The organism is Reinekea forsetii (assembly GCF_002795845.1).
GTDB classification, from domain to species: Bacteria; Pseudomonadota; Gammaproteobacteria; order Pseudomonadales; family Natronospirillaceae; genus Reinekea; species Reinekea forsetii.
This window is the reverse complement of record NZ_CP011797.1, coordinates 2,015,793-2,034,399: the sequence shown is the minus strand read 5'-3', so window position 1 is coordinate 2,034,399 and position 18,607 is coordinate 2,015,793. Positions and strand designations below refer to the sequence as shown.

Sequence of the window (18,607 nt, the reverse complement as noted above, 5' to 3'; positions counted from 1 at the left end):
GCTCCGTGCTTTAATAATAAAAATCAATAAAAACTATCTATTGATAAGATTTTCTTATTAGGAGGCGGTCATGCTGCCAGAGCTTAAAATTGCCCAATTACGTCATTTCGTCTGGGTTGCTGAACTAAAAGGTTTTCATGTCGCAGCAGAAAAGGCGCACCGCACGCAACCGGCCATTTCCTTATCTATCCGAGACCTCGAGAAGAAACTCGGTGAAGGCCTGTTCGAGAAGCGCAATGCCAAAACCGCTAAAACCGAATTAACCCCCTTCGGCAGTCATTTTTTACCCAAGGCAAAAGAACTCATAGCCCACCATGATCGAGTGGCGGAAGACATGACGCTCTTGGCAGAACATAAGACGGGGCACCTGCGGTTAGCCTCAGTGCCTTCTATTGCCAGTAGGGTGTTGCCTGAGTTGTTATTGCAGTTTTTTGCCGACACACCTGGCCTGCATGTTAGTTTTTTTGATGATAACTCCACTGCTGTCCTGCAAATGGTCGAAAACCAGCAAGTCGATTTTGGTATCGCGCATCTGTTTCATGAGCAGGAACATTCCGACAAGACCTTTATTCCTATTTGGCAGGATCAAATCGGCGTGGTCTGCCCGAACAACCATCCCTTGGCCGGCAGCACCGAGCTGCATTGGCAGACGTTGCGCGAACATAGGTTTATAAGTAATGGCACGTCGGCGCTACTGGAAGATAGTGACGCCCATCCATTGCTGGGTCATTCACAATTTTATGTGTCCAATATGATCTCCCTGATCGCGATGTTGGAGGCCGGTTTTGGCATTACCACGCTGCCCTGGTATGCCTTTCCGAAGCACAGTACCACGCTCAAATTCATCCCGTTAAAAACTCCCACTGTGATTCGCCGTATTGGCATCGTACATCTGACCAACAAGTCACTCACCCCGCCCGCCAGGGCCTTGATAGACTTTATCGTTGCCAGCAGTAGCGGCTAGCCAGCTGACCAGGTGGCCCACTTCTAGTGCTATGAACTGGCCCGGATAGCAAGATTTGGGTCCTGCGATGAGGGCAGAATTCTAGCAATATTGATCTGAGGTGCTAGGGTCGAAACATTACCCCAACACTAATTTAGGAACCATAAATCGGACGCTGATAAGTTTCACTTATCAGTTGATTTGTCCTTTTGATTTGTTTAGTGGCCCATGGTTGACAGATGATTGGTGCCACCCTAAAACGGAGACGGAGTTTGCCGTCAGCACTTGTGGGTCTTGAAACCCCTAGGGCTGACAATTGCCATATGCGATCCACGCGAATATCAATTCCGCGCGGTAATGCCTACTGGTGATGCTCATTCCGACGCCAAGGTTACAAATACCAACAGACCGGATGTATTGTCAGTTGATTCCGCACATCAAAGCTTTAGCTAGGCCATATTGCACAACGGAAGGTTGACTGCCCGATAGATGTGCTGCTAATTAGGACGTAAAGAGTAATGACGACTGCTGCCACGATCCAAAATTCCATGAGGGGTAACAACGCGTTGCCGCTGCGTCCGGCTAACCAAGTGATGAACTTAGAGCGCTTGGGGTCCTTCCATCAGAGCCGCCTGAGTTTTATGCGCACCCTGGTGCGACGCATAATGCGGGAACGCTGGCAGATTGAGCCGACTCGCTTTGACCTCGATGACGACGGTTATGGCACAGTCGTTTATGAAGTCCAGGCACCCAATGGCCTGTTTAGTTTTGTATTATTTTCGCACTATCTGGCGCTGGAAAATCGCAACGATCGAGTTATTGCCACTCAATGGGACCTCACCATGGCGCTGGTGGAAGGACCGGTGGACCAGCTTTACCTGGAACGGCTGAAGCAAAATGTACCCTTGCAAGAAGCTGGACGAGTTGACCCTCGGGTTTTTGTTCTGTCACGAGCCAACCGCAGTGCGAGGATATTTGATTATGTTGTCGATCAGCTAGCCCGCGGAGCGCAGCCGGATGTCGAGCAAATCTCCAAGGTCGGTTATCTGTACCGGACTACGGCGGTCTATGGCAGTGGCAAGCTTGGCATGGCTGATTGGGAAAAGGTTTCGACCAAGCACAAAGATTTTTCCCGGCCCTTTGCCTCGGAAATGTTTGTTTGTTGGATGCTGCGTAATTTCAGCTTCCTGCAGGCTGAACATATTGCCCGTCACAAATCCCCTGACACCTTCCAAGCTATGCAACCAGAGCTTAAGCGTCATTTCGGTATCGGTAACTCGACCGGGTTGGGCATGGCGCCGTTTTTGGTCAATCATCCCATGTTAATCAGTAACTGGATTGAAATGCGCGAATTGGCCCTAGCTCGCATTCGGGTTCTGGGCGGTATCAACGGTCGGGTAAAAGAGACACTCACGACCCTAATAGACCGTTGCGCGCAGCACACACGAGACACTGCGACCGATGATGAATCGCAAACTGAGAAAAATTTACAGGTGGTAGTCGATCTAAACGCGATGCAAACCTACGTCGCGACGAGTTTCGACACCTGGGATGGGTTAATAGCCTGGAGTGAGCAACATTGCTCCTTACAGGGCCAGGAGATGCTGGTTTCGATTATGTTAGAGATATATCCAGAACTGGTGGATGATCTTGAAGATTTCCATAGCGTCGATGAAATTCTCGACCTCGATCCGATCATGCCCCTGGAGCAACTCAAAGAGGTCATTGAAACACGCTACAATTGGGCGCTGGCCACCGACTTTAGTGCCGATGGCGCACGTGAAACCTGTTGGTACCGTTCCGAGGAGAAGATGGAGCCCCGCTTGGGCAACAGTGCCGATGAGGAGGCCAAGCATAAGCAGATGGCAATGGGCGTTGGCTATGCCGTCAGTAAGTGCTACGACCAACTGTGCGCCTATCTAACACTGAATCCAGACCACAATACCGCCAGATTCATGGTCGCGCGCCCCAAGATGCGTGGAATAGTGCGCCGTATTCAAAGTATGAATCGCTGCATCTATGGTGATATTCAGGCCAATTTGCTGGATCGAAATGTGCTTCCAATTCACCTATTGCGCTGCAAATTGGCCTTTTTTGGTGTCGGTAAGTTTGATCCGCGTTCGCGACTGTGGGTCCGCAACACCATGTTTCAGGGCGCTCCGCTGCTAGCGGATATCGGCAAAGCATTCGAAGACGATTGGTTTATGCCTGTAGCGCCAGAGCAAAGCGGAAACTGTTCATGAATATTTCCATGAATGAGTTGAAAGCCGCCTTGCGACGTTGTTTTGAGGCCTCTCACTATTTTGTTGGCAACTATGAAGATGCCGCCAATATGATCCTGTGGTTGGAGAAACACGGCCTCAAAGGCTTGGCGGAGCTGGAGCGTTTGCTGCCCTATATAACCGACGATACCGACAAGCTCCTCAGCAGTGTCCTCTATGAAGACAGTTCGTCCGCGATAATCGACAGTCACGGTCCCAGTGCACTGAACTGCATCGCCGCATCGGTGGATCTGGCACACGCCAAAGCGCTGATAAGTGGCATTGCCACGGTGACGGTGCATCACTGTCACAATCGGATGTTTATTCTCAAAGCCCTGACCGATCGGGGCCGTTGTGGCATCAGTATCGCAGCTTACTGGCAAAACGGGAGCCATACCGTCACCGAGCATGCCGCAGCGATACGGGCCGGTGCACGTTACCCCAGTTACAGTGAAGCGCTCACCAATCTGAGTGCGAGCACCGACCTGAAGCAAACCTTGACTATTATCTGCAGTTCCCGGGTCGATTTAACCGCATCATTGCAGTTGTCCAAGGGTAACCGTAACGCGCGCCATATGAGTGCCGAGGAAGTGGCCGAAAACAAAGCCAACAGTGTTGAACATGGCATTGAAATTGAACCGGAACTGTGGCGACGCATCAATCAAATAGGGACCGGTATATTGGTTGAAAATAATGATCAATCCCGCCAAGGAGCCGGAGGTCGCTGAGAACTCGGATCGACAGCCATCCGATAGGGTGCGGCACCCCCCGGACAACCGGCCATAAAGGCCGTCATGGCATTTAATATCCCTCTCTAAGTCGCTTTACGCAGTCCCAAACAGCCTTTCTATTACTTTTGTAATACCCAATTAGAGGCGCTGACGGGCCTCTTAGCGGATCAACTGAGTCATTTTGAATGCCATAAATGCTTTAAAACCAGTTCGTAGCAGCGTAAAGTATTGGTTTTCACACTAACTAAGTTTACTTGTTAATAGTTTCGCATGAACGTTGTCGGTAATAAGAATAATAAACCAGGGTGTATTTATGAGCGACATAATCGGTACCGAAGAGAAGAAATTTAGAAACCTCGACTGGACAATTGCCAGAACGGTCAGCCTGTCGATTGCCATAGGGATAATGGCCGCCTTTGCAGCCAAGGGTCTATTGATCGCCATTAACCTAACTCAAACCTATCTGCATAAAACCCCGTTAGACACGCTGGTAATGGAGCAGGGCATTGAAAACGCTACCTTGCCGATCTGGTCGATCGGCGTCTTGGCTTTTTTAGGGCTGATTGTTGGGCTTTTAACCCACTATCTAATGCCTAATAGGGCAAACCGCGGTCTTTCCCATGTCATTGAAGACATCCATTTCAATCAAGGCCAAACCGGCGTCCGAGAAGGTTTAGCCGTGGGACTTATTTCGGCTGTTTCGATCGGTGCGGGTGCTTCCGTGGGACGTTACGGACCTGCCGTACACTTGGGTGCCGCCGTGGCAAGCGGTATGGGATCCATCTTCAAGCTCAGTACCCAAGAAAAGGTCGTCCTGGGTTGTTCCGGCATCGCGGCGGCGATTTCGGCATCCTTTATCGCACCCTTGGCCGCGGTTATCTTTGTCCAGGAAGTTGTTTTGCGCCAGTGGCGCATTTATCAGTTTATTCCGGTTGCGGCGGCAGCCGTTGCTGGCTCTGAAACAGCTAAGTTGTTGGACGTGCAGTTCGTTATTCTTAGTGATTTAATTCCCGATTCTATCCCGCCCTATGAATTTATTTTCTTTGGCATTATTGGCGCGCTATCAGGAGTAGTCGGGATTGCCTTTAATCAGGCGTTACCCAAAGCAGCTGGCCTGGTGGCCAAGCACGTTAAGATCGACAACCGCTTAAAGCCGGTCGTTGGCGGCCTATTGTTAGGCTGTATTGGATTTATGTACCCGTCGGTACTGGGCCTAGGGGGCTATGAAACCCAAATGGCCATCGCCGGCAATATCGCCTTTCAACTGTGTTTGATCTTATTGGTACTCAAGTTCGTTGCGACCATTATCAGCCTTGCCTTTGGCTTTAACGGCGGCGTATTCGGTCCCAGTCTGTTTATGGGTGCCATGTTGGGTGCTGCGGTGGGAATTATGGTCGAGGGCACAGGTATTTCCATATCAGGCATCTCCATTTACGCCATAGCCGGGATGGGTGCGACGGTTGCAACTGTTATTGGCGCCGTTTTCGCGGCCATCATTGCGATGATCGAAATGACGGGTAAATTGTCGAGCTCATTGCCGGTGCTTTTTTCCGTCGCCTCAGCCTACATTGTTATTTACCTGTTCTCGCAAAGTTCCTTGTTGGTGAGGCAGTTAGATGGACGAGGTAAAAATCCCTTTGAAGAGATCCGCGCCAAAGATAAGAAATACGAGGGCTTCAAAACCAAACCCTGATGACTGTCTAGGGGCAACCGATTATAGCCTGCCGCAAGGCTTGAATTACCTAGGACGACGCCATCCAGCATAAATCGCTGGGTGGCTTTTTTATGCTTTGTATTCCGCTCACGAAGATCTTTTATGGCAATGCATTGACCGAGTACTTGACTGGTAGAAGTTAGTTAAGATTAATGTAAACGGTTGCTTTATTTCTGTATAAGTCATTATTTCATCAATACAATAATATTAGTTTTTTAAAATATAATCGAAAATCAACACCTTAATGGCATTTTTGGCTATTTAGTGATCACTTATTATCAATAAGCACTCGAAAATAGAAGGAATAGTGAACAAATCCCGCTGACAGGCCTGTGCAATTTTGATGTAATCGATTGCGTCCACTTGCTATAAATCCATAAGCACTCAGGATCCGACCTAAAATCCATCTGGAGCAAAGTATGATTAAAAATAATAAAAGACTTGTCGCGAAATTGGGAGCTTCACTCCTAGCAGTATCTTTGAGCTGTAGCGCCTTTGCAGTATCAATTGTCTCCTTCAACGGCCCAGCTGGCGAAGCGTATATTGGTAAGTTCATCAGCGGTATCAAAGATACAGCGGCATTGAAGGGTTACAAAATCGATGTTTATGAAAACCAATTTAGCCAAGCTGAACAAGACCAGCAAGTACAGCAAGTTCTTGCCGCAGGCGTTCTGCCTGACGTATTTATTTGGTGGCCTTCTGACGCAGTAGCCGGTTTAGGCTCATTGCGCGCTCTTGCTAAAACGGGTGTGCCGGTTCTTAAAATCAACCAGTTGCCAAACGAGCAAGACAAGCAATACATATTCGGCTTTGCCGGTCCAGATGATCGTCTGCGTGCCCGTAATGCAGGTCTGATGATGGTTGAAGCCGCCAAGGCAGCTAAAGCTGCAGGCAAAACGAGCTTCAACGTAGTTGCAGTAACCTATCCACAAAGCTACGGCGGCTACGGTCTATCCATTAATGCATTTAACGATGCTATTGCTGGTTCTGATCTAACCCTGATCGGCGAAGTTGATGAAGGTTTCGGCCAAGCAAACGGTTATAAAGGCGCTGCTAAAGTTATCGCTAAATTGCGTAACGAAGGTATCGATTATGTATACGGCATGGACGATGCAATTCTGACAGGTGCTTTGAAAGCATTTGAAGAAGCCGGTTATGAAATGGGCGAAGACGTAATTGCTGTAGGTACTGTTTGTAATGGTGACCGTCAGTTAATTGAAGAAGGTAAGCAATACGGTACTACTCTTCAGTCTCCACTACATGAAGGCCAGCTGGCTATCAAAATGGTTGAAGAATATATGGCCAATGGTGAGTTAGAGAACTACCTAAACTTTACGCCAAACCCTTCTGTTACTGCTGCCAACATGGACACAGTTGCATTGAAAGGCTATGACGGCAAAGCATACACAATTGAAGAGCTCTGTTCAGGTGCTTGGACTAACTAAGTTTGCTTTATAAAGCTTAAATATGATGAGTCGGCCGCCCGGTCGGCTCTTTAAAAAAATAAAAATATTGTTGGTTATTCCTATGTCTGCATGGCTTGAACTTAGAAACATCAAAAGAAGTTTTGGTTCCATACACGCACTTAAAGGTGTTGATCTGACAGTCGATCACGGTGAAGTGATAGGGCTAGTTGGAGAAAATGGTGCCGGAAAATCGACACTAATGAAGATCATGAGTGGCTTTGATAGTGAGTTTAGTGGTGAAATCCTCGTTAACGGTGAAGAAGTTAAGTTAAGTTCTCCGGCGAAGGCGCGCTCACTGGGTATCGCTATTGCGCAACAAGAACTCAGTTTAATCCCAACGCTAAGCGTTGCTGAGAATATTTTTCTAGGTGGAGATCACGGTCCAGTAGTTGCCTCGCTATCAAAGTTGGCTGCGCTGGCATTGCCTAATTTACTTGAGGTAGGTCTTGACTATATATCCCCGACCACATTGGTCAGCCGTCTGTCAGTAGGTGAACGTCACCTGGTAGAGGTAGCGCGATTAATTGCCCATAAACCGCAACTGCTCATACTCGATGAGCCTACCGCAGCGCTCGGTGAGGCGGACAGTCAACGAATATTGACGATGGTAAATCGCCTTCGGTCCCAAGGTAAGTCAATCATATATGTATCTCATCGGATGAATGAGGTGTTTGAAATTACAACTCGGTGCACAGTGCTGAGAGATGGCCGCAGCGAAGCAACAGTCCCAACCGCTGAATTAGATACTAAGAAATTGGTCGCCCTAATGCTCGGACGTGAGCTCGGCGACATGTTTCCGGAACGTAAGTTTAAACAAGATCTTGATGTGAAGTTTTCCGTCAAAAACCTTTGGCCTGATCGTGTTCTGGCTCCTGTTAATTTCAATATTAATGCGGGTGAGATTTTAGGTCTAGCCGGCCAGCTGGGCAGTGGCGCGGGTGAAATACTTGCGGCCATGGCCGGCAATACGCCCGTACGACAGGGTAGTATTGTGGAAACGGCGACCGGTGAGGAGTTTCTGCCAAAGTCGCCTAAGCAGGCAATAGAACATGGTATAGGCTACTGCTCACCAGATCGAAAGCACGATGGTCTGTTTTTGGGTCGGCCTATTATTGAAAACCTAACAGCACCGAATATAAAACGCATTAGCAGCCGGGGTATCTTAAGTAAAATTAAAGAAAGTGCCTTAGCCTTAGAGATCGCCAAGGCGTTCACCATCGATGTTAGTCGGCTTGAGCAAGAAGCGTCTGTTCTCAGTGGTGGTAATCAACAGAAAGTGGCCCTGGGTAAATGGTTATCTATTAACCCTGAGCTAATACTGATTGATGAGCCTACTCGTGGTGTCGATGTAGGCGCGCGGGCTGAAATCTACGCTAAATTACGCGCGTTAGCCGATCAGGGTGCCGCCATCGTTATTGCCTCGACCGACCTATTGGAAATAACCCATTTGTCTGACCGTGTGCTGACTTTCTATAAGGGAGCCCTGGCACAAGAGTTGGTTGGCGAAGAGATTAGCTCCGATCGAATATTACATAACATCACGAACCCAGATCCAAGCGATCTTAAATTGGAGGTTGCATCGTGACTACAAATACTCTGTCCAACACAGCTAGCAAGGGCGGCATTCAAGCCAAAAGCTTTTTGCAAAAATACGGCATAGCGTTGTTTTTGGGGATCCTGGCGATCGTTTTCGTCTATTACGCCATTACCACGCAAAACTATCTGACCTGGTTTAACTTCAAAACCATTATCAGGGATGCAGCCTTGGTTGGCATCATGGCGATTGGTCTGACCTTTGTTACGATCTCTGGCAACTTTTTCCTGCTCTCCATGAAGGAAACCGCCGCCCTGTGTATCATTGCTTTTGCAATGTGCATGTCTAACGACTACGGCTTCTTCTTATCGCTGATGGCGGCTGTTTTAGTTGCGGTGGTCTCAGGCTCCATACAGGGTTTTTTGATCGACTTGGGAGGCAACCCCATCGTGGTGACCCTGGGTGCGGCGGGTATTCTGTATGGTTTGGCCGTTTGGTGGAGTGATAACCTGGTTATCTCGTTCCGGCGCCCAAATGATGCCTAGTGGCTCGGTACCGGTTCGGTGTTTGGTATACCCAACATCACTATTGCATTTGTTCTGATCGCTTGCCTTGCTGAATGGGCGTTGCGTAAAACCAACTTCGGTCGACAAGTATATCTGATCGGCGCGAGTCGTGCTGCGGGTCGTGCAACCGGCCACGAAAATCTAATGATGGCCATAAAGGTTTGTATCATCGCCTCAGTGTGTTGTGCCTTTGTCGCGGTCGCCTTTTCGGCCCAGATGTCGAGTGCTCAGGCTAACTACTTTTCGTCGTCTTTTGGCTCCAGTGGTGACTTCACCATTCTGGTCATTGCCACGGTCATGGTTGGGGGTAACTCAATTGTGGGCGGCTTTGGCTCGACCCTGCGGACCAGCCTAGGTGCTATCTTCATTTCGTCAATCGATAACCTCATGGTACTTCAGGGCTTTAACAGTGGTCCTCGTGTGCTATCGGTTGGCCTGATGATTGTGTTTAGCATCATAATTTTCGCCTATATTCGCCGCGGCTCCCGCTCAGAAGGATAATTAGAAATGAATGTTAAAAAAATATTTTCCAAAGATCCTGACCTTGCCTTTGCGGTGATCCTGTCGGTACTGGTGTTTTCGATATTTGCGTTCTCCAATCCGCTGTTCTTTACGCTCAACACTGGCTTTGCGATTATGGAGCGTTTTGCAGTGCTCGGCCTAGTCGGCCTCGCCCTGACACTGTGCATTATCGCCGGTGAGATTGACTTATCGATTGGCTCAAATGCTGCTTTGGCAGCGGTTATTGTGGTTCGATTTGCGGACGATCTCGGTGCACCCACTTAAATAATGCTCGGTGTCGTCTGCGCTACGTTGATTGGTGCCACTCAGGGTTATTTAATTGCTTACCTAAAAGTCAGAGCCATCGTATTAACGGTCGGTACCCTGATGTTGTTGCGCGGTGTATCGTTATTTGCGGCTGACGAACGAACGGTCATGTTAACGGACTTTACTGTCACCGACTTTATTCAAACGAAAATGGGCGTGTTCTTCTCGCCAGCGTCAATTTTGGTCATTGTGCTCTGTATCGTCGTTGGCCTGTTCATGCGCTACACCAAATACGGTCGCGAAATCTACGCCATTGGTGGTGCCCGTAAAGAAGCCGTTGCATCCGGTGTTAGCCTGAATCGACCGATGATTCTGGTCTTTGCCTTGTCTGGCTTCTGTGCCGGCGTCGGCGGAGCGATCATTGGTCTGCGCTCCGGTACCGCACAACCCTTAGCGCTGCAGTATCTCTTGCTCGCTGCAACGGTGGCCGCCTTTATCGGTGGTGTGAGCATTCTGGGTGGCAAAGGTGGTGTGGTCGGCGCAATAGTCGGTACCTTGACGGTGAACTTTCTCAATACCGGATTGGTATTTAACATAACACCTGCTTACGTAGTGCAAATATATCTCGGAATACTGCTACTTACCGTCATTTTGTTCCAGACCATGTCTGTAATGTATGAGGATAAATTGCAAAGGCGTCTGGTGCTCTTCGATACCGACCAGTTACGAAGAAAGCTGACCGCCGCCATAACCAAACAATAATAATCATCATCTACTGAGGAATTAAATCATGTCACAACGTCTAGCTGGAAAGAACGTACTGATTACCGGAGCAGCTCAAGGCATGGGTGCCGCCGTAGCTGAAGAATACGCACGTCATGGTGCAAAAGTCTGTGTTGCCGATTTGAATATCGAAGGCTGTGAAGCCGTTGTGGCGCGTATCAAGGCTCAAGGTGGCGAAGCCATCGCCGTGCGTTTAGATGTCACCAATCGTGAGCAAATGACGGCGGCTGTTAAAGCGACCGTTGATGCCTTTGGTAGCCTCAATATCATGCTGAACAATGCTGGTATAAATAAGCCGATGATGTTCTTGGATATTACCGAAGACAATTGGAACCAGATCATGAAGGTCAATGCCTGGGGTGTTCTGGTCGGTATGCAGGAAGCCGGCAAGCAAATGATTGCTCAGGGTAAAGAAAACGGTCCATATAAGATCATCAACGTTGGCTCCATCTTGTCGCGCCAAGCATTTGATGATGTTGTGCCTTATTCGTGTTCGAAGCATGCGGTTCTAGCCATGATTAACGGCGGCGCCAAAGCCCTGGTAGACCACAACATCACCGTAAACGGCTACGGCCCAGGTGTTGTTCGAACAGAACTGTGGGAACAGCTCGATAAGGATCTGGTCGCTATCGGTAAGTTTGAAAAAGAAGGCGATTCTATGGATGAGCTGGCCAAAAACATGATTCTGATGAAGCGCTATTCGTATCCTAAAGATGTTGTTGGTACCGCAGTGTTTCTGGCGGCCCCAGATTCAGATTATATGACCGGTCAGTTGTTGATGATCGACGGCGGCATGGTAATTCAATAACAACTAAGGGTTAGACACATGGCTATTATAACTCCAAGTGATAATGGAATTATCACGAACCCTGACCTGGACCCGCGCTGGGATTGGGAACGTCCAATCCCGTCTCCGGGACGGATGAATGTCGACTTTGAAGAGCGTGTTGATTTCAGTCGCTTACATCGTTACCGGGTCGCACGAGCCCGTACCGCGCTAGAAGAGTCTGATCTTGGCGCAATGCTTTGCTTCGACAACAACAATATTCGTTACCTCACCAGCAGTGTTATTGGCGAGTGGTCACGTGATAAGTTTGCTCGCTATGCTCTGTTTACGGGTAACTCGGATCCCTATTTGTGGGACTTCGGCAGCGCCGCAGCGCACCATCGTCTGCACAACCCTTGGTTCGAACCGGACCATTGGCGTGCCGGTATGTTGGGTCTGCGCGGTTCGGTCGGTGAAGAAGCTGGCCTGTTTGCAAACGCGGCTAAAGAAATTGCCGATCTGTTACGCCAAGAAGGCGTTTTCGATATGCCGATCGGTGTGGATGTTTGTGAACCTCCGATGCTGTTTGCTTTGCAGCAGGAAGGGCTTGACGTGCGTGACGTTCAACAGGTTATGTTGAATGCCCGACAGATTAAAAGCATGGATGAAATTATCCTGCTGAATCAGTCCGCGTCTATGGTCGATGGTGCGTATCACTTAATTGCTGAAGAGCTTAAGCCGGGCACACGTGAAAACGAAATGGTCGCCATTGCTAACAAGTTTCTATACGACAATGGCTCAGACGATGTCGAAGCGATTAATGCGGTATCGGGTGAGCGTTGTTCACCCCATCCCCATAATTTCACCGACCGGATGTATCGCCCTGGCGATCAAGCGTTCTTTGATATTATTCAGTCTTACATGGGTTATCGAACCTGTTATTACCGTACCTTGAACGTCGGTAGTAAAACGCAAGCGCAAGTGGATGCCTACGCTAAAGCGCGTGAGTGGATCGACAATGCCATTGCTCTGGTTAGACCAGGCATGACGACCGACAAGATCGCGGCCGTTTGGCCTCGAGCACAGGCCTTCGGCTTCGAATCTGAAATGGAAGCCTTTGGCCTCCAGTTTGGTCACGGCCTTGGTTTGGCGTTGCATGAACGGCCGATCATCAGTCGTTTAGTGTCTTTCGAGAACCCTTTCGAATTGAAAGAAGGCATGGTTTTCGCGCTTGAAACCTATTGCCCAGCCGCTGACGGCAATGGAGCTGCACGAATTGAGGAAGAAATCGTCGTAACCGCCACCGGTTGCCGAGTTATTACTCTGTTCCCTGCCCAAGATCTATTTGTCGCAAATGCTTATTAATTAACAGCCATCGTTAAAGTTGAAAACCTTGTCAGTGATAGCTATATCGCTGGCAAGGTTGAGGAAGCCATATGCCTATATATACCTACGAATCAGTAGAAACCGGTGAACGCTTTGACTTCACCCAAAAAATGGACGAGCCCCGTTATACCAGCCATCCGGAGTCTGGTGAAGAAATGATCCGAGTAATAGTTGCCGGCTTTTCGATCCGCTATAACGGCATTCGCGAGCATGTAAAGGTTAACAAAAAACTGCCAGCAGCAACCGCCTGCGGTTGTGCTTCGAATGTGGCTTTAGCCAAGCAAATGTTTCAAAACACTAGAGAAACACCGGCCTATGGTTCTGTTTCAAGTCGGCGCACGGTAACCGGTGGCGTGACCGCTTCGCCTAAATTGATCGGCGGGAAAAGTCACAGTCATACTCACGGTCCTAGCTGTAACCATAAGCACTAATTTATATAGAGAATTTAAAATGGCAACTTTAACAAAAAAAGATACGCCGCGTTTGCTCCGAGCGTATCGACAGATGGTCACTATACGAGAATTTGAAAATAACGCGAACGATCTTTACCTCGGCGCTAAGATGCCCGGCTTGACCCATATGTACAGTGGCCAGGAAGCGGTCGCCGTGGGTATTTGTGAAGCGTTGAAAAAGACCGATTACATCACCAGTACCCACCGAGGCCACGGCCACTGTGTAGCCAAAGGAGCGGATTTAAAACTCATGTTCTGTGAGCTGCTCGGTAAGGAAGAAGGCTACTGCCGAGGCAAGGGTGGTTCTATGCACATTGCCGATCAGAGCATGGGCAACTTAGGTGCGAATGCCATTGTTGGTGGCAGTGCCGGTATTGCAACGGGTGCCGCTTTAACCTCAAAAATGCTTGGCAAGGATGACGTCACGGTTTGTTTCTTTGGTGATGGCGCGCTCGGTCAAGGCGTACTCTATGAAGTGATGAACATGGCTGCACTGTGGAACTTACCGGTTATCTATGCCTGTGAAAACAATTTGTATGGTGAATATACCCATGTCGATGAAATGGCGGCTGGCACGATAACGGCCAGAGCTGAGGCCTTTGGTATTGAGTCCCATCGGGTCGATGGCCAAGATTTTGTAGCGGTTAACGAACTGTCTGAAAAATTAGTCGAGCGTGCGCGCAACGGTGAAGGCCCATTCTTTATAGAATTGTCCACCTACCGTTATCACGGTCACCATGTTGGCGATATCAACCGTGCCTACTACCGTACCAAAGAAGAAGAGCAGCATTGGAAAGACGATCGCGATCCGATTAGCATCTTAAGTACGTTGCTCGTAGCGAAGAAATTGGTAGAGCAGAGTGAGTTGGATACGATCAATAGCGCCGTCAAGCAAGAAGCGGAAGCCGCCGTTGCATACGCCCTGGCAGCTGCTTACCCAGACGAATCTGAAGTTGATATGCACGTGTTTGCAGACAGTAAGGTGGAGATATAGCATGAGAACTATTACTTGGTCGCAAGCAATGAACGAAGCGATCGCCGAAGAAATGCGCCGCGACGAGCGTGTATTTATCTTGGGTGAAGATGTAGCTGAAGCCGGCACCCCGTTTAAAGTCACCTCAGGGCTGGTTGAAGAATTTGGTACGCAACGCGTTTTAGATACACCCATATCTGAGCCTGGTTTTATGGGCATGGCCGTCGGTGCTGCCATGACTGGTATGCGGCCTATTGTCGATTTGATGTTCGGTGATTTTATCTATCTGATCATGGATCAGTTGGCTAACCAAGCAGCCAAACAACATTACATGTCTGGTGGTGCGCTCACCGTGCCCTTGGTCGTTCGGACCAATATGGGTGCCACGCGCCGTAGTGCCGCGCAGCATAGCCAAAGTTTACAAGCTTTGGTTGCGCACATACCGGGCCTGAAAGTTGCTATTCCGTCTACGCCGTACGAAGTGAAAGGCCTGATGAAGGCTGCGATCCGCGATAACAACCCGGTGATCATCTTCGAAGACAAGCTGTCCTACCAGATGAAAGGTGAGGTCCCTGAAGAGGAATACATCATCCCATTAGGCCAAGCCAGCGTCGTGTCTCAAGGCACGGATATTAGCCTGATCGCGACCTCGTCTATGGTCCAGGTGTGTCAAGCAGCGGCCGTCGCCTTGGCGCGTCAAGGGATCAGTGCCGAAGTGATTAGTGTTAGAACCATTGCCCCACTCGATGACGCTACCTTAGTGAATTCGGTTAAGAAAACCGGTCGAGCGATCGTTGTCGATCAAGGTCATCAGAGCCTTGGTGTAACCTCTGAAATTGTGGCTCGTCTGAATGAGCAGGCTTTCTATTACCTGGATGCGCCCCTGACGCGAATTGGTGCCATGGATGTTCCGATCCCATTCTCTCCTGCGCTAGAGGACCTTACCGTCCCGACTGTTGAGGGTGTTACGGTCAAAGCGATACAGTTAGTCACAGGGGTATTGTAATGTCTTTTGATATTATTATGCCGGTGCTTGGTATGAATCAAGACACGGGCATTATCGCGCAATGGCTCAAGCAGCCAGGCGAGTGGGTGTCATCTGGCGACGCAGTCTTGTCCGTTGAAACGGATAAGGCCGTCCAAGATATCGAAACTCGGCATGAGGGTTATTTGTCGCACGTTAAATACGAAGAGGGCGCCGAGGTACCGGTTGGTGATGTTATTGCGCAACTGACCGCCACGCCTGAGGAAAGCGCCGCTTCGGCGAGTGCGGCCCCGGCCGTGAGTGCCGCGCCAGTGCCGGCAGTCGAAAAGCCCGTAGCAGCGCCTGCTCCTATTGCCGCCGTAGCGGATGTACCGAAAGCACCCGTGCCGATCCAGCAATCCAGCACGGGTAAGATACTTGCGTCACCCAAGGCAAAAGCCTTGGCCAGTGAACGCAATATCGCCTTGGCGGATATCGCATCCTCTGGCATAGCGCAACCCTTCCATGCGCACGATGTCGTCAATTATGTACCCATGAAAGCGACTGCGAAGTCTCGTTCGAAGGTGAGTGTGAAAGTTGCACCCGAGGCATTGGTTGCGATGGAGCAGTGGCTCGGCACAGAAGGCTTTACCATCACTCGAGCAGAATTATTAGCCGTTATGACCGCGGGCGCGTTGCGCTTAACCCAGGCCATTGAGTCCGATTCTGACTGTTATGTGACCTTGGCCGCTGACGAGACCAGCATTTTGAATCCAGATCGCGCGGGCTTGTCCGGTATTGAGTTAATAACCTCTGCAGTCGACAGTACAGTGAGTTTGTGGGATTTCACCGATTCACCGATTGCCAGTTTTTCAGATGACAATCATTCTGGCATCAGTATCGCATTCTTCGGCACATCCGAATGGACCGTGGACCTGAACTACGATTCTGAGGTAATAAACGCCAAGCAAGCCGTCGCGCTGCTGTCAGAATTAGTGCTGCGTTTCTCCCAGCCTCTGCGTCAATTATTATAGGATTAGTGTTGTGACAGACTTTAAGAACCAATTGTATATAAACGGGGCGTGGCGCGATTCAGCCTCAGGCGCGGTATTTGATGTCATCAATCCGTTTGACGAGTCGGTGTTAAGCCAATGTGCTTCGGCCGAGGTTGCCGATGCACAGGACGCTCTGACCGCGGCGGCCAATGCCGCGCCCGTCTGGCGCGGCATGACGCCGCGACAACGCAGTGTGATTTTGCGCAAAGCCTTTGACCTGATGACGGCCCGTTTGCCGGAATTTGCTGAGCTCATCACCCTGGAAAATGGCAAGGCGAAAACCGATGCGATGGGCGAGGCGACCTACGCCGCCGAATTTTTCCGTTGGTTCTCCGAAGAAGCGGTTCGAGCCGATGGCAACCTCACCATGGCCCCTGCCAGTGGTGCTCGGATCCTGGTGCATCAGAAGCCAGCCGGTATTGCTTACCTAATAACCCCGTGGAATTACCCAGCAGCAATGGGCACGCGGAAAATAGCACCGGCGCTCGCCGCCGGCTGCACGGTTATTGTTAAGCCTGCGAGTGAAACTCCGCTGTCATTGTTGGCCTTGGCGGCTTTATTGGAAGAAGCCGGCGTACCGGCCGGTGTCGTCAATATCCTGCCGTCGCAGAAGCCCGCGGAAATCTCCGAAGTTATTATGAATGATCCTCGGGTTCGAGTGGTGTCATTCACCGGATCAACGGGTGTTGGTCGCAACCTATTGAAGCTGGCTGCCAATCAGGTACTGACCCCTGCTATGGAGCTGGGCGGTAATGCGCCCCTACTGGTGCTGCACGACGCCGATATCGATGTGGCGGTTGAAGGTGCCATGCTGGCCAAGATGCGCAATATGGGTGAAGCCTGTACGGCGGCCAATCGACTGTACGTGCACGCATCGATAGCCACTGAGTTTACCGAAAAACTGTCCGCAGCAATGGGCAAGTTAACCGTCGGCAACGGCTTAGAAGCGGGCATCGATGTGGGTCCGCTAGTCAATGCCGCCACGCGCGACAAGGTCAGTTCCTTTGTGTGTGACGCGGTTGAAAAGGGCGCAAAAATTGAGGTCGGTGGTGTGTTACCAACCGGGCCGGGCTATTTTTATCCGCCCACGGTTCTGAGTAATGTGCCCGACAATGCGTTGTGCCTTGATGATGAAATTTTTGGACCGGTTGCGGCGATTCAAACCTTTACCGATGAACAGGCGATTATCGCCAAGGCCAATGATACCGAATACGGTTTAGTGGCCTATGTGTTCACCGAGGATCTAAAAAGAGGTCTGCACATCAGCGAGCAGCTTGAGTTTGGTATGGTTGGCTTAAATCGCGGTTTGGTTTCGGATCCGGCGGCACCCTTTGGTGGTGTTAAGCAGTCTGGACTGGGGCGCGAAGGCGGCCACGAAGGCTTGATGGAATTTATGGAAACTCAATACATATCGACGGTTTGGTGAGCGCAATGATTAACATGATACCGGACGGGTCTCCGTCACAACGAGCGCGGAGCTTTGCCGGTCATTCGGTCAAGGCGACGCCAGACGGCCAGCAATATTGGCAGGTCGATCACAGCCAGTATGGTGCGGTGACTGAAGTACCGATGTCCAAGATGGCCTTGGTGTCGGCTGGCAACCTGCAAGCATCGATCCAATTGATTCCCAGCGTGACCCATGGCGACAAAGCCTCTGTGGACTTGCTGGAGCAATTTCGCAAGGGCCTAAAAGGCGAAATGCAGGCGCGCGGTGTGAAATTGTCGGTGCTGGCATTTTTGGTTAAGGCGTTGGCCAAGGCATTGCAAGAGATGCCCAAGTTCAATACCTCACTAAGTGCAGACGGTCAAACGCTCATCCAAAAGCACTATGTGCACATCGGCATCGCCGTTGACACCGACTATGGCTTAGTTGTACCCGTGATTCGCAATGCAGACCAAAAGGGAATTGTGGCCATCGCTGAGGAAATTAATGTCCTAGCGTTGGCAGCCAAATCGAAGCGCCTAAAAGCCGAGCAGATGGGTGGCGCATCGATGTCGATCACCAGTTTGGGCAATATCGGTGGCACCTATTTTACCCCCATCGTCAATCCGCCCGAGGTCGCTATCCTGGGTGTTACGCCCATGGTCACGGAACCGGTTTGGAACGGCACCGAGTTTTTGCCGGAATTGCGTTTACCACTGGATCTCAGTTACGACCATAGGGTTATTAACGGAGCAGATGCGGCTCGGTTCACACGTCAAATTTGCAAATATTTGACCGAACCTCAACGACTGATGGTGTAAG

At 50.0% G+C, this 18,607-nt stretch carries 16 protein-coding genes and 1 pseudogene; all 17 read left to right on the top strand.

Annotated elements, in window-relative coordinates; translation table 11 throughout:
• Window positions 1-70 precede the first annotated feature (70 nt).
• Window positions 71-964: a LysR family transcriptional regulator gene (locus tag REIFOR_RS09475; RefSeq protein WP_100257322.1), complete on the top strand. Its 894-nt coding sequence runs from the start codon at window positions 71-73 to the stop codon at window positions 962-964.
• 497 nt (window positions 965-1,461) lie between these two features.
• Window positions 1,462-3,186: a hypothetical protein gene (locus REIFOR_RS09470; protein ID WP_100257321.1), complete on the top strand. Its 1,725-nt coding sequence runs from the start codon at window positions 1,462-1,464 to the stop codon at window positions 3,184-3,186.
• Window positions 3,183-3,932 (top strand): DUF3726 domain-containing protein, encoded by a 750-nt coding sequence (locus tag REIFOR_RS09465; RefSeq protein WP_100257320.1) that lies wholly within the window; start codon window positions 3,183-3,185, stop codon window positions 3,930-3,932. The genes REIFOR_RS09470 and REIFOR_RS09465 overlap by 4 nt, the downstream gene beginning before the upstream one ends.
• Before the next feature lie 316 nt (window positions 3,933-4,248).
• On the top strand, window positions 4,249-5,628 hold the full coding sequence (locus tag REIFOR_RS09460) for a chloride channel protein (RefSeq protein ID WP_100257319.1): 1,380 nt from the start codon (window positions 4,249-4,251) through the stop codon (window positions 5,626-5,628).
• Window positions 5,629-6,068: 440 nt separating this feature from the next.
• Complete coding sequence (locus tag REIFOR_RS09455) at window positions 6,069-7,094, top strand: sugar ABC transporter substrate-binding protein (protein WP_100257318.1); 1,026 nt, start codon at window positions 6,069-6,071, stop codon at window positions 7,092-7,094.
• 22 nt (window positions 7,095-7,116) lie between these two features.
• Window positions 7,117-8,700 (top strand): sugar ABC transporter ATP-binding protein, encoded by a 1,584-nt coding sequence (locus REIFOR_RS09450; RefSeq protein ID WP_100257317.1) that lies wholly within the window; start codon window positions 7,117-7,119, stop codon window positions 8,698-8,700.
• A pseudogene (locus tag REIFOR_RS17190) lies at window positions 8,697-9,716 on the top strand (ABC transporter permease). The gene REIFOR_RS09450 and the pseudogene REIFOR_RS17190 overlap by 4 nt, the downstream one beginning before the upstream one ends.
• 6 nt (window positions 9,717-9,722) lie before the next feature.
• Window positions 9,723-10,001, top strand: coding sequence for an ABC transporter permease (locus REIFOR_RS09435; RefSeq protein ID WP_100257314.1), 279 nt, complete (start codon window positions 9,723-9,725; stop codon window positions 9,999-10,001).
• A gap of 3 nt (window positions 10,002-10,004) precedes the next feature.
• Entirely contained in the window at window positions 10,005-10,745 is a 741-nt protein-coding gene (locus REIFOR_RS09430; RefSeq protein WP_100257313.1) for an ABC transporter permease, read from the top strand.
• A 28-nt stretch (window positions 10,746-10,773) separates the two neighbouring features.
• The gene (locus tag REIFOR_RS09425) at window positions 10,774-11,574 is read left to right on the top strand and encodes an SDR family NAD(P)-dependent oxidoreductase (protein WP_227003654.1); all 801 of its coding nucleotides are present in this window, start codon (window positions 10,774-10,776) and stop codon (window positions 11,572-11,574) included.
• Between the two features lie 18 nt (window positions 11,575-11,592).
• Window positions 11,593-12,897 (top strand): M24 family metallopeptidase, encoded by a 1,305-nt coding sequence (locus REIFOR_RS09420; RefSeq protein ID WP_100257311.1) that lies wholly within the window; start codon window positions 11,593-11,595, stop codon window positions 12,895-12,897.
• A 71-nt stretch (window positions 12,898-12,968) separates the two neighbouring features.
• Window positions 12,969-13,349, top strand: coding sequence for an FmdB family zinc ribbon protein (locus REIFOR_RS09415; RefSeq protein WP_100257310.1), 381 nt, complete (start codon window positions 12,969-12,971; stop codon window positions 13,347-13,349).
• Window positions 13,350-13,368: 19 nt separating this feature from the next.
• Window positions 13,369-14,364, top strand: coding sequence for a thiamine pyrophosphate-dependent dehydrogenase E1 component subunit alpha (locus tag REIFOR_RS09410; RefSeq protein WP_100257309.1), 996 nt, complete (start codon window positions 13,369-13,371; stop codon window positions 14,362-14,364).
• A gap of 1 nt (window position 14,365) precedes the next feature.
• Complete coding sequence (locus tag REIFOR_RS09405; protein WP_100257308.1) at window positions 14,366-15,349, top strand: alpha-ketoacid dehydrogenase subunit beta; 984 nt, start codon at window positions 14,366-14,368, stop codon at window positions 15,347-15,349.
• Window positions 15,349-16,341: a biotin/lipoyl-containing protein gene (locus REIFOR_RS09400; RefSeq protein WP_100257307.1), complete on the top strand. Its 993-nt coding sequence runs from the start codon at window positions 15,349-15,351 to the stop codon at window positions 16,339-16,341. Before REIFOR_RS09405 ends, REIFOR_RS09400 begins: the two co-directional genes overlap by 1 nt.
• A gap of 10 nt (window positions 16,342-16,351) precedes the next feature.
• The gene (locus REIFOR_RS09395; RefSeq protein WP_193437296.1) at window positions 16,352-17,788 is read left to right on the top strand and encodes an NAD-dependent succinate-semialdehyde dehydrogenase; all 1,437 of its coding nucleotides are present in this window, start codon (window positions 16,352-16,354) and stop codon (window positions 17,786-17,788) included.
• Window positions 17,789-17,793: 5 nt separating this feature from the next.
• Complete coding sequence (locus REIFOR_RS09390) at window positions 17,794-18,606, top strand: 2-oxo acid dehydrogenase subunit E2 (RefSeq protein WP_100257306.1); 813 nt, start codon at window positions 17,794-17,796, stop codon at window positions 18,604-18,606.
• Window position 18,607 lies beyond the last annotated feature (1 nt).

Coding starts and splice junctions, on each gene's coding strand:
- REIFOR_RS09455 (WP_100257318.1), top strand. CDS start 6,069: ATGATTAAAAATAATAAAAGACTTGTCGCGAAATTGGGAGCTTCACTC.
- REIFOR_RS09430 (WP_100257313.1), top strand. CDS start 10,005: ATGCTCGGTGTCGTCTGCGCTACGTTGATTGGTGCCACTCAGGGTTAT.
- REIFOR_RS09415 (WP_100257310.1), top strand. CDS start 12,969: ATGCCTATATATACCTACGAATCAGTAGAAACCGGTGAACGCTTTGAC.
- REIFOR_RS09465 (WP_100257320.1), top strand. CDS start 3,183: ATGAATATTTCCATGAATGAGTTGAAAGCCGCCTTGCGACGTTGTTTT.
- REIFOR_RS09450 (WP_100257317.1), top strand. CDS start 7,117: ATGATGAGTCGGCCGCCCGGTCGGCTCTTTAAAAAAATAAAAATATTG.
- REIFOR_RS09475 (WP_100257322.1), top strand. CDS start 71: ATGCTGCCAGAGCTTAAAATTGCCCAATTACGTCATTTCGTCTGGGTT.
- REIFOR_RS09420 (WP_100257311.1), top strand. CDS start 11,593: ATGGCTATTATAACTCCAAGTGATAATGGAATTATCACGAACCCTGAC.
- REIFOR_RS09400 (WP_100257307.1), top strand. CDS start 15,349: ATGTCTTTTGATATTATTATGCCGGTGCTTGGTATGAATCAAGACACG.
- REIFOR_RS09435 (WP_100257314.1), top strand. CDS start 9,723: ATGAATGTTAAAAAAATATTTTCCAAAGATCCTGACCTTGCCTTTGCG.
- REIFOR_RS09460 (WP_100257319.1), top strand. CDS start 4,249: ATGAGCGACATAATCGGTACCGAAGAGAAGAAATTTAGAAACCTCGAC.
- REIFOR_RS09425 (WP_227003654.1), top strand. CDS start 10,774: ATGTCACAACGTCTAGCTGGAAAGAACGTACTGATTACCGGAGCAGCT.
- REIFOR_RS09405 (WP_100257308.1), top strand. CDS start 14,366: ATGAGAACTATTACTTGGTCGCAAGCAATGAACGAAGCGATCGCCGAA.
- REIFOR_RS09390 (WP_100257306.1), top strand. CDS start 17,794: ATGATTAACATGATACCGGACGGGTCTCCGTCACAACGAGCGCGGAGC.
- REIFOR_RS09470 (WP_100257321.1), top strand. CDS start 1,462: ATGACGACTGCTGCCACGATCCAAAATTCCATGAGGGGTAACAACGCG.
- REIFOR_RS09410 (WP_100257309.1), top strand. CDS start 13,369: ATGGCAACTTTAACAAAAAAAGATACGCCGCGTTTGCTCCGAGCGTAT.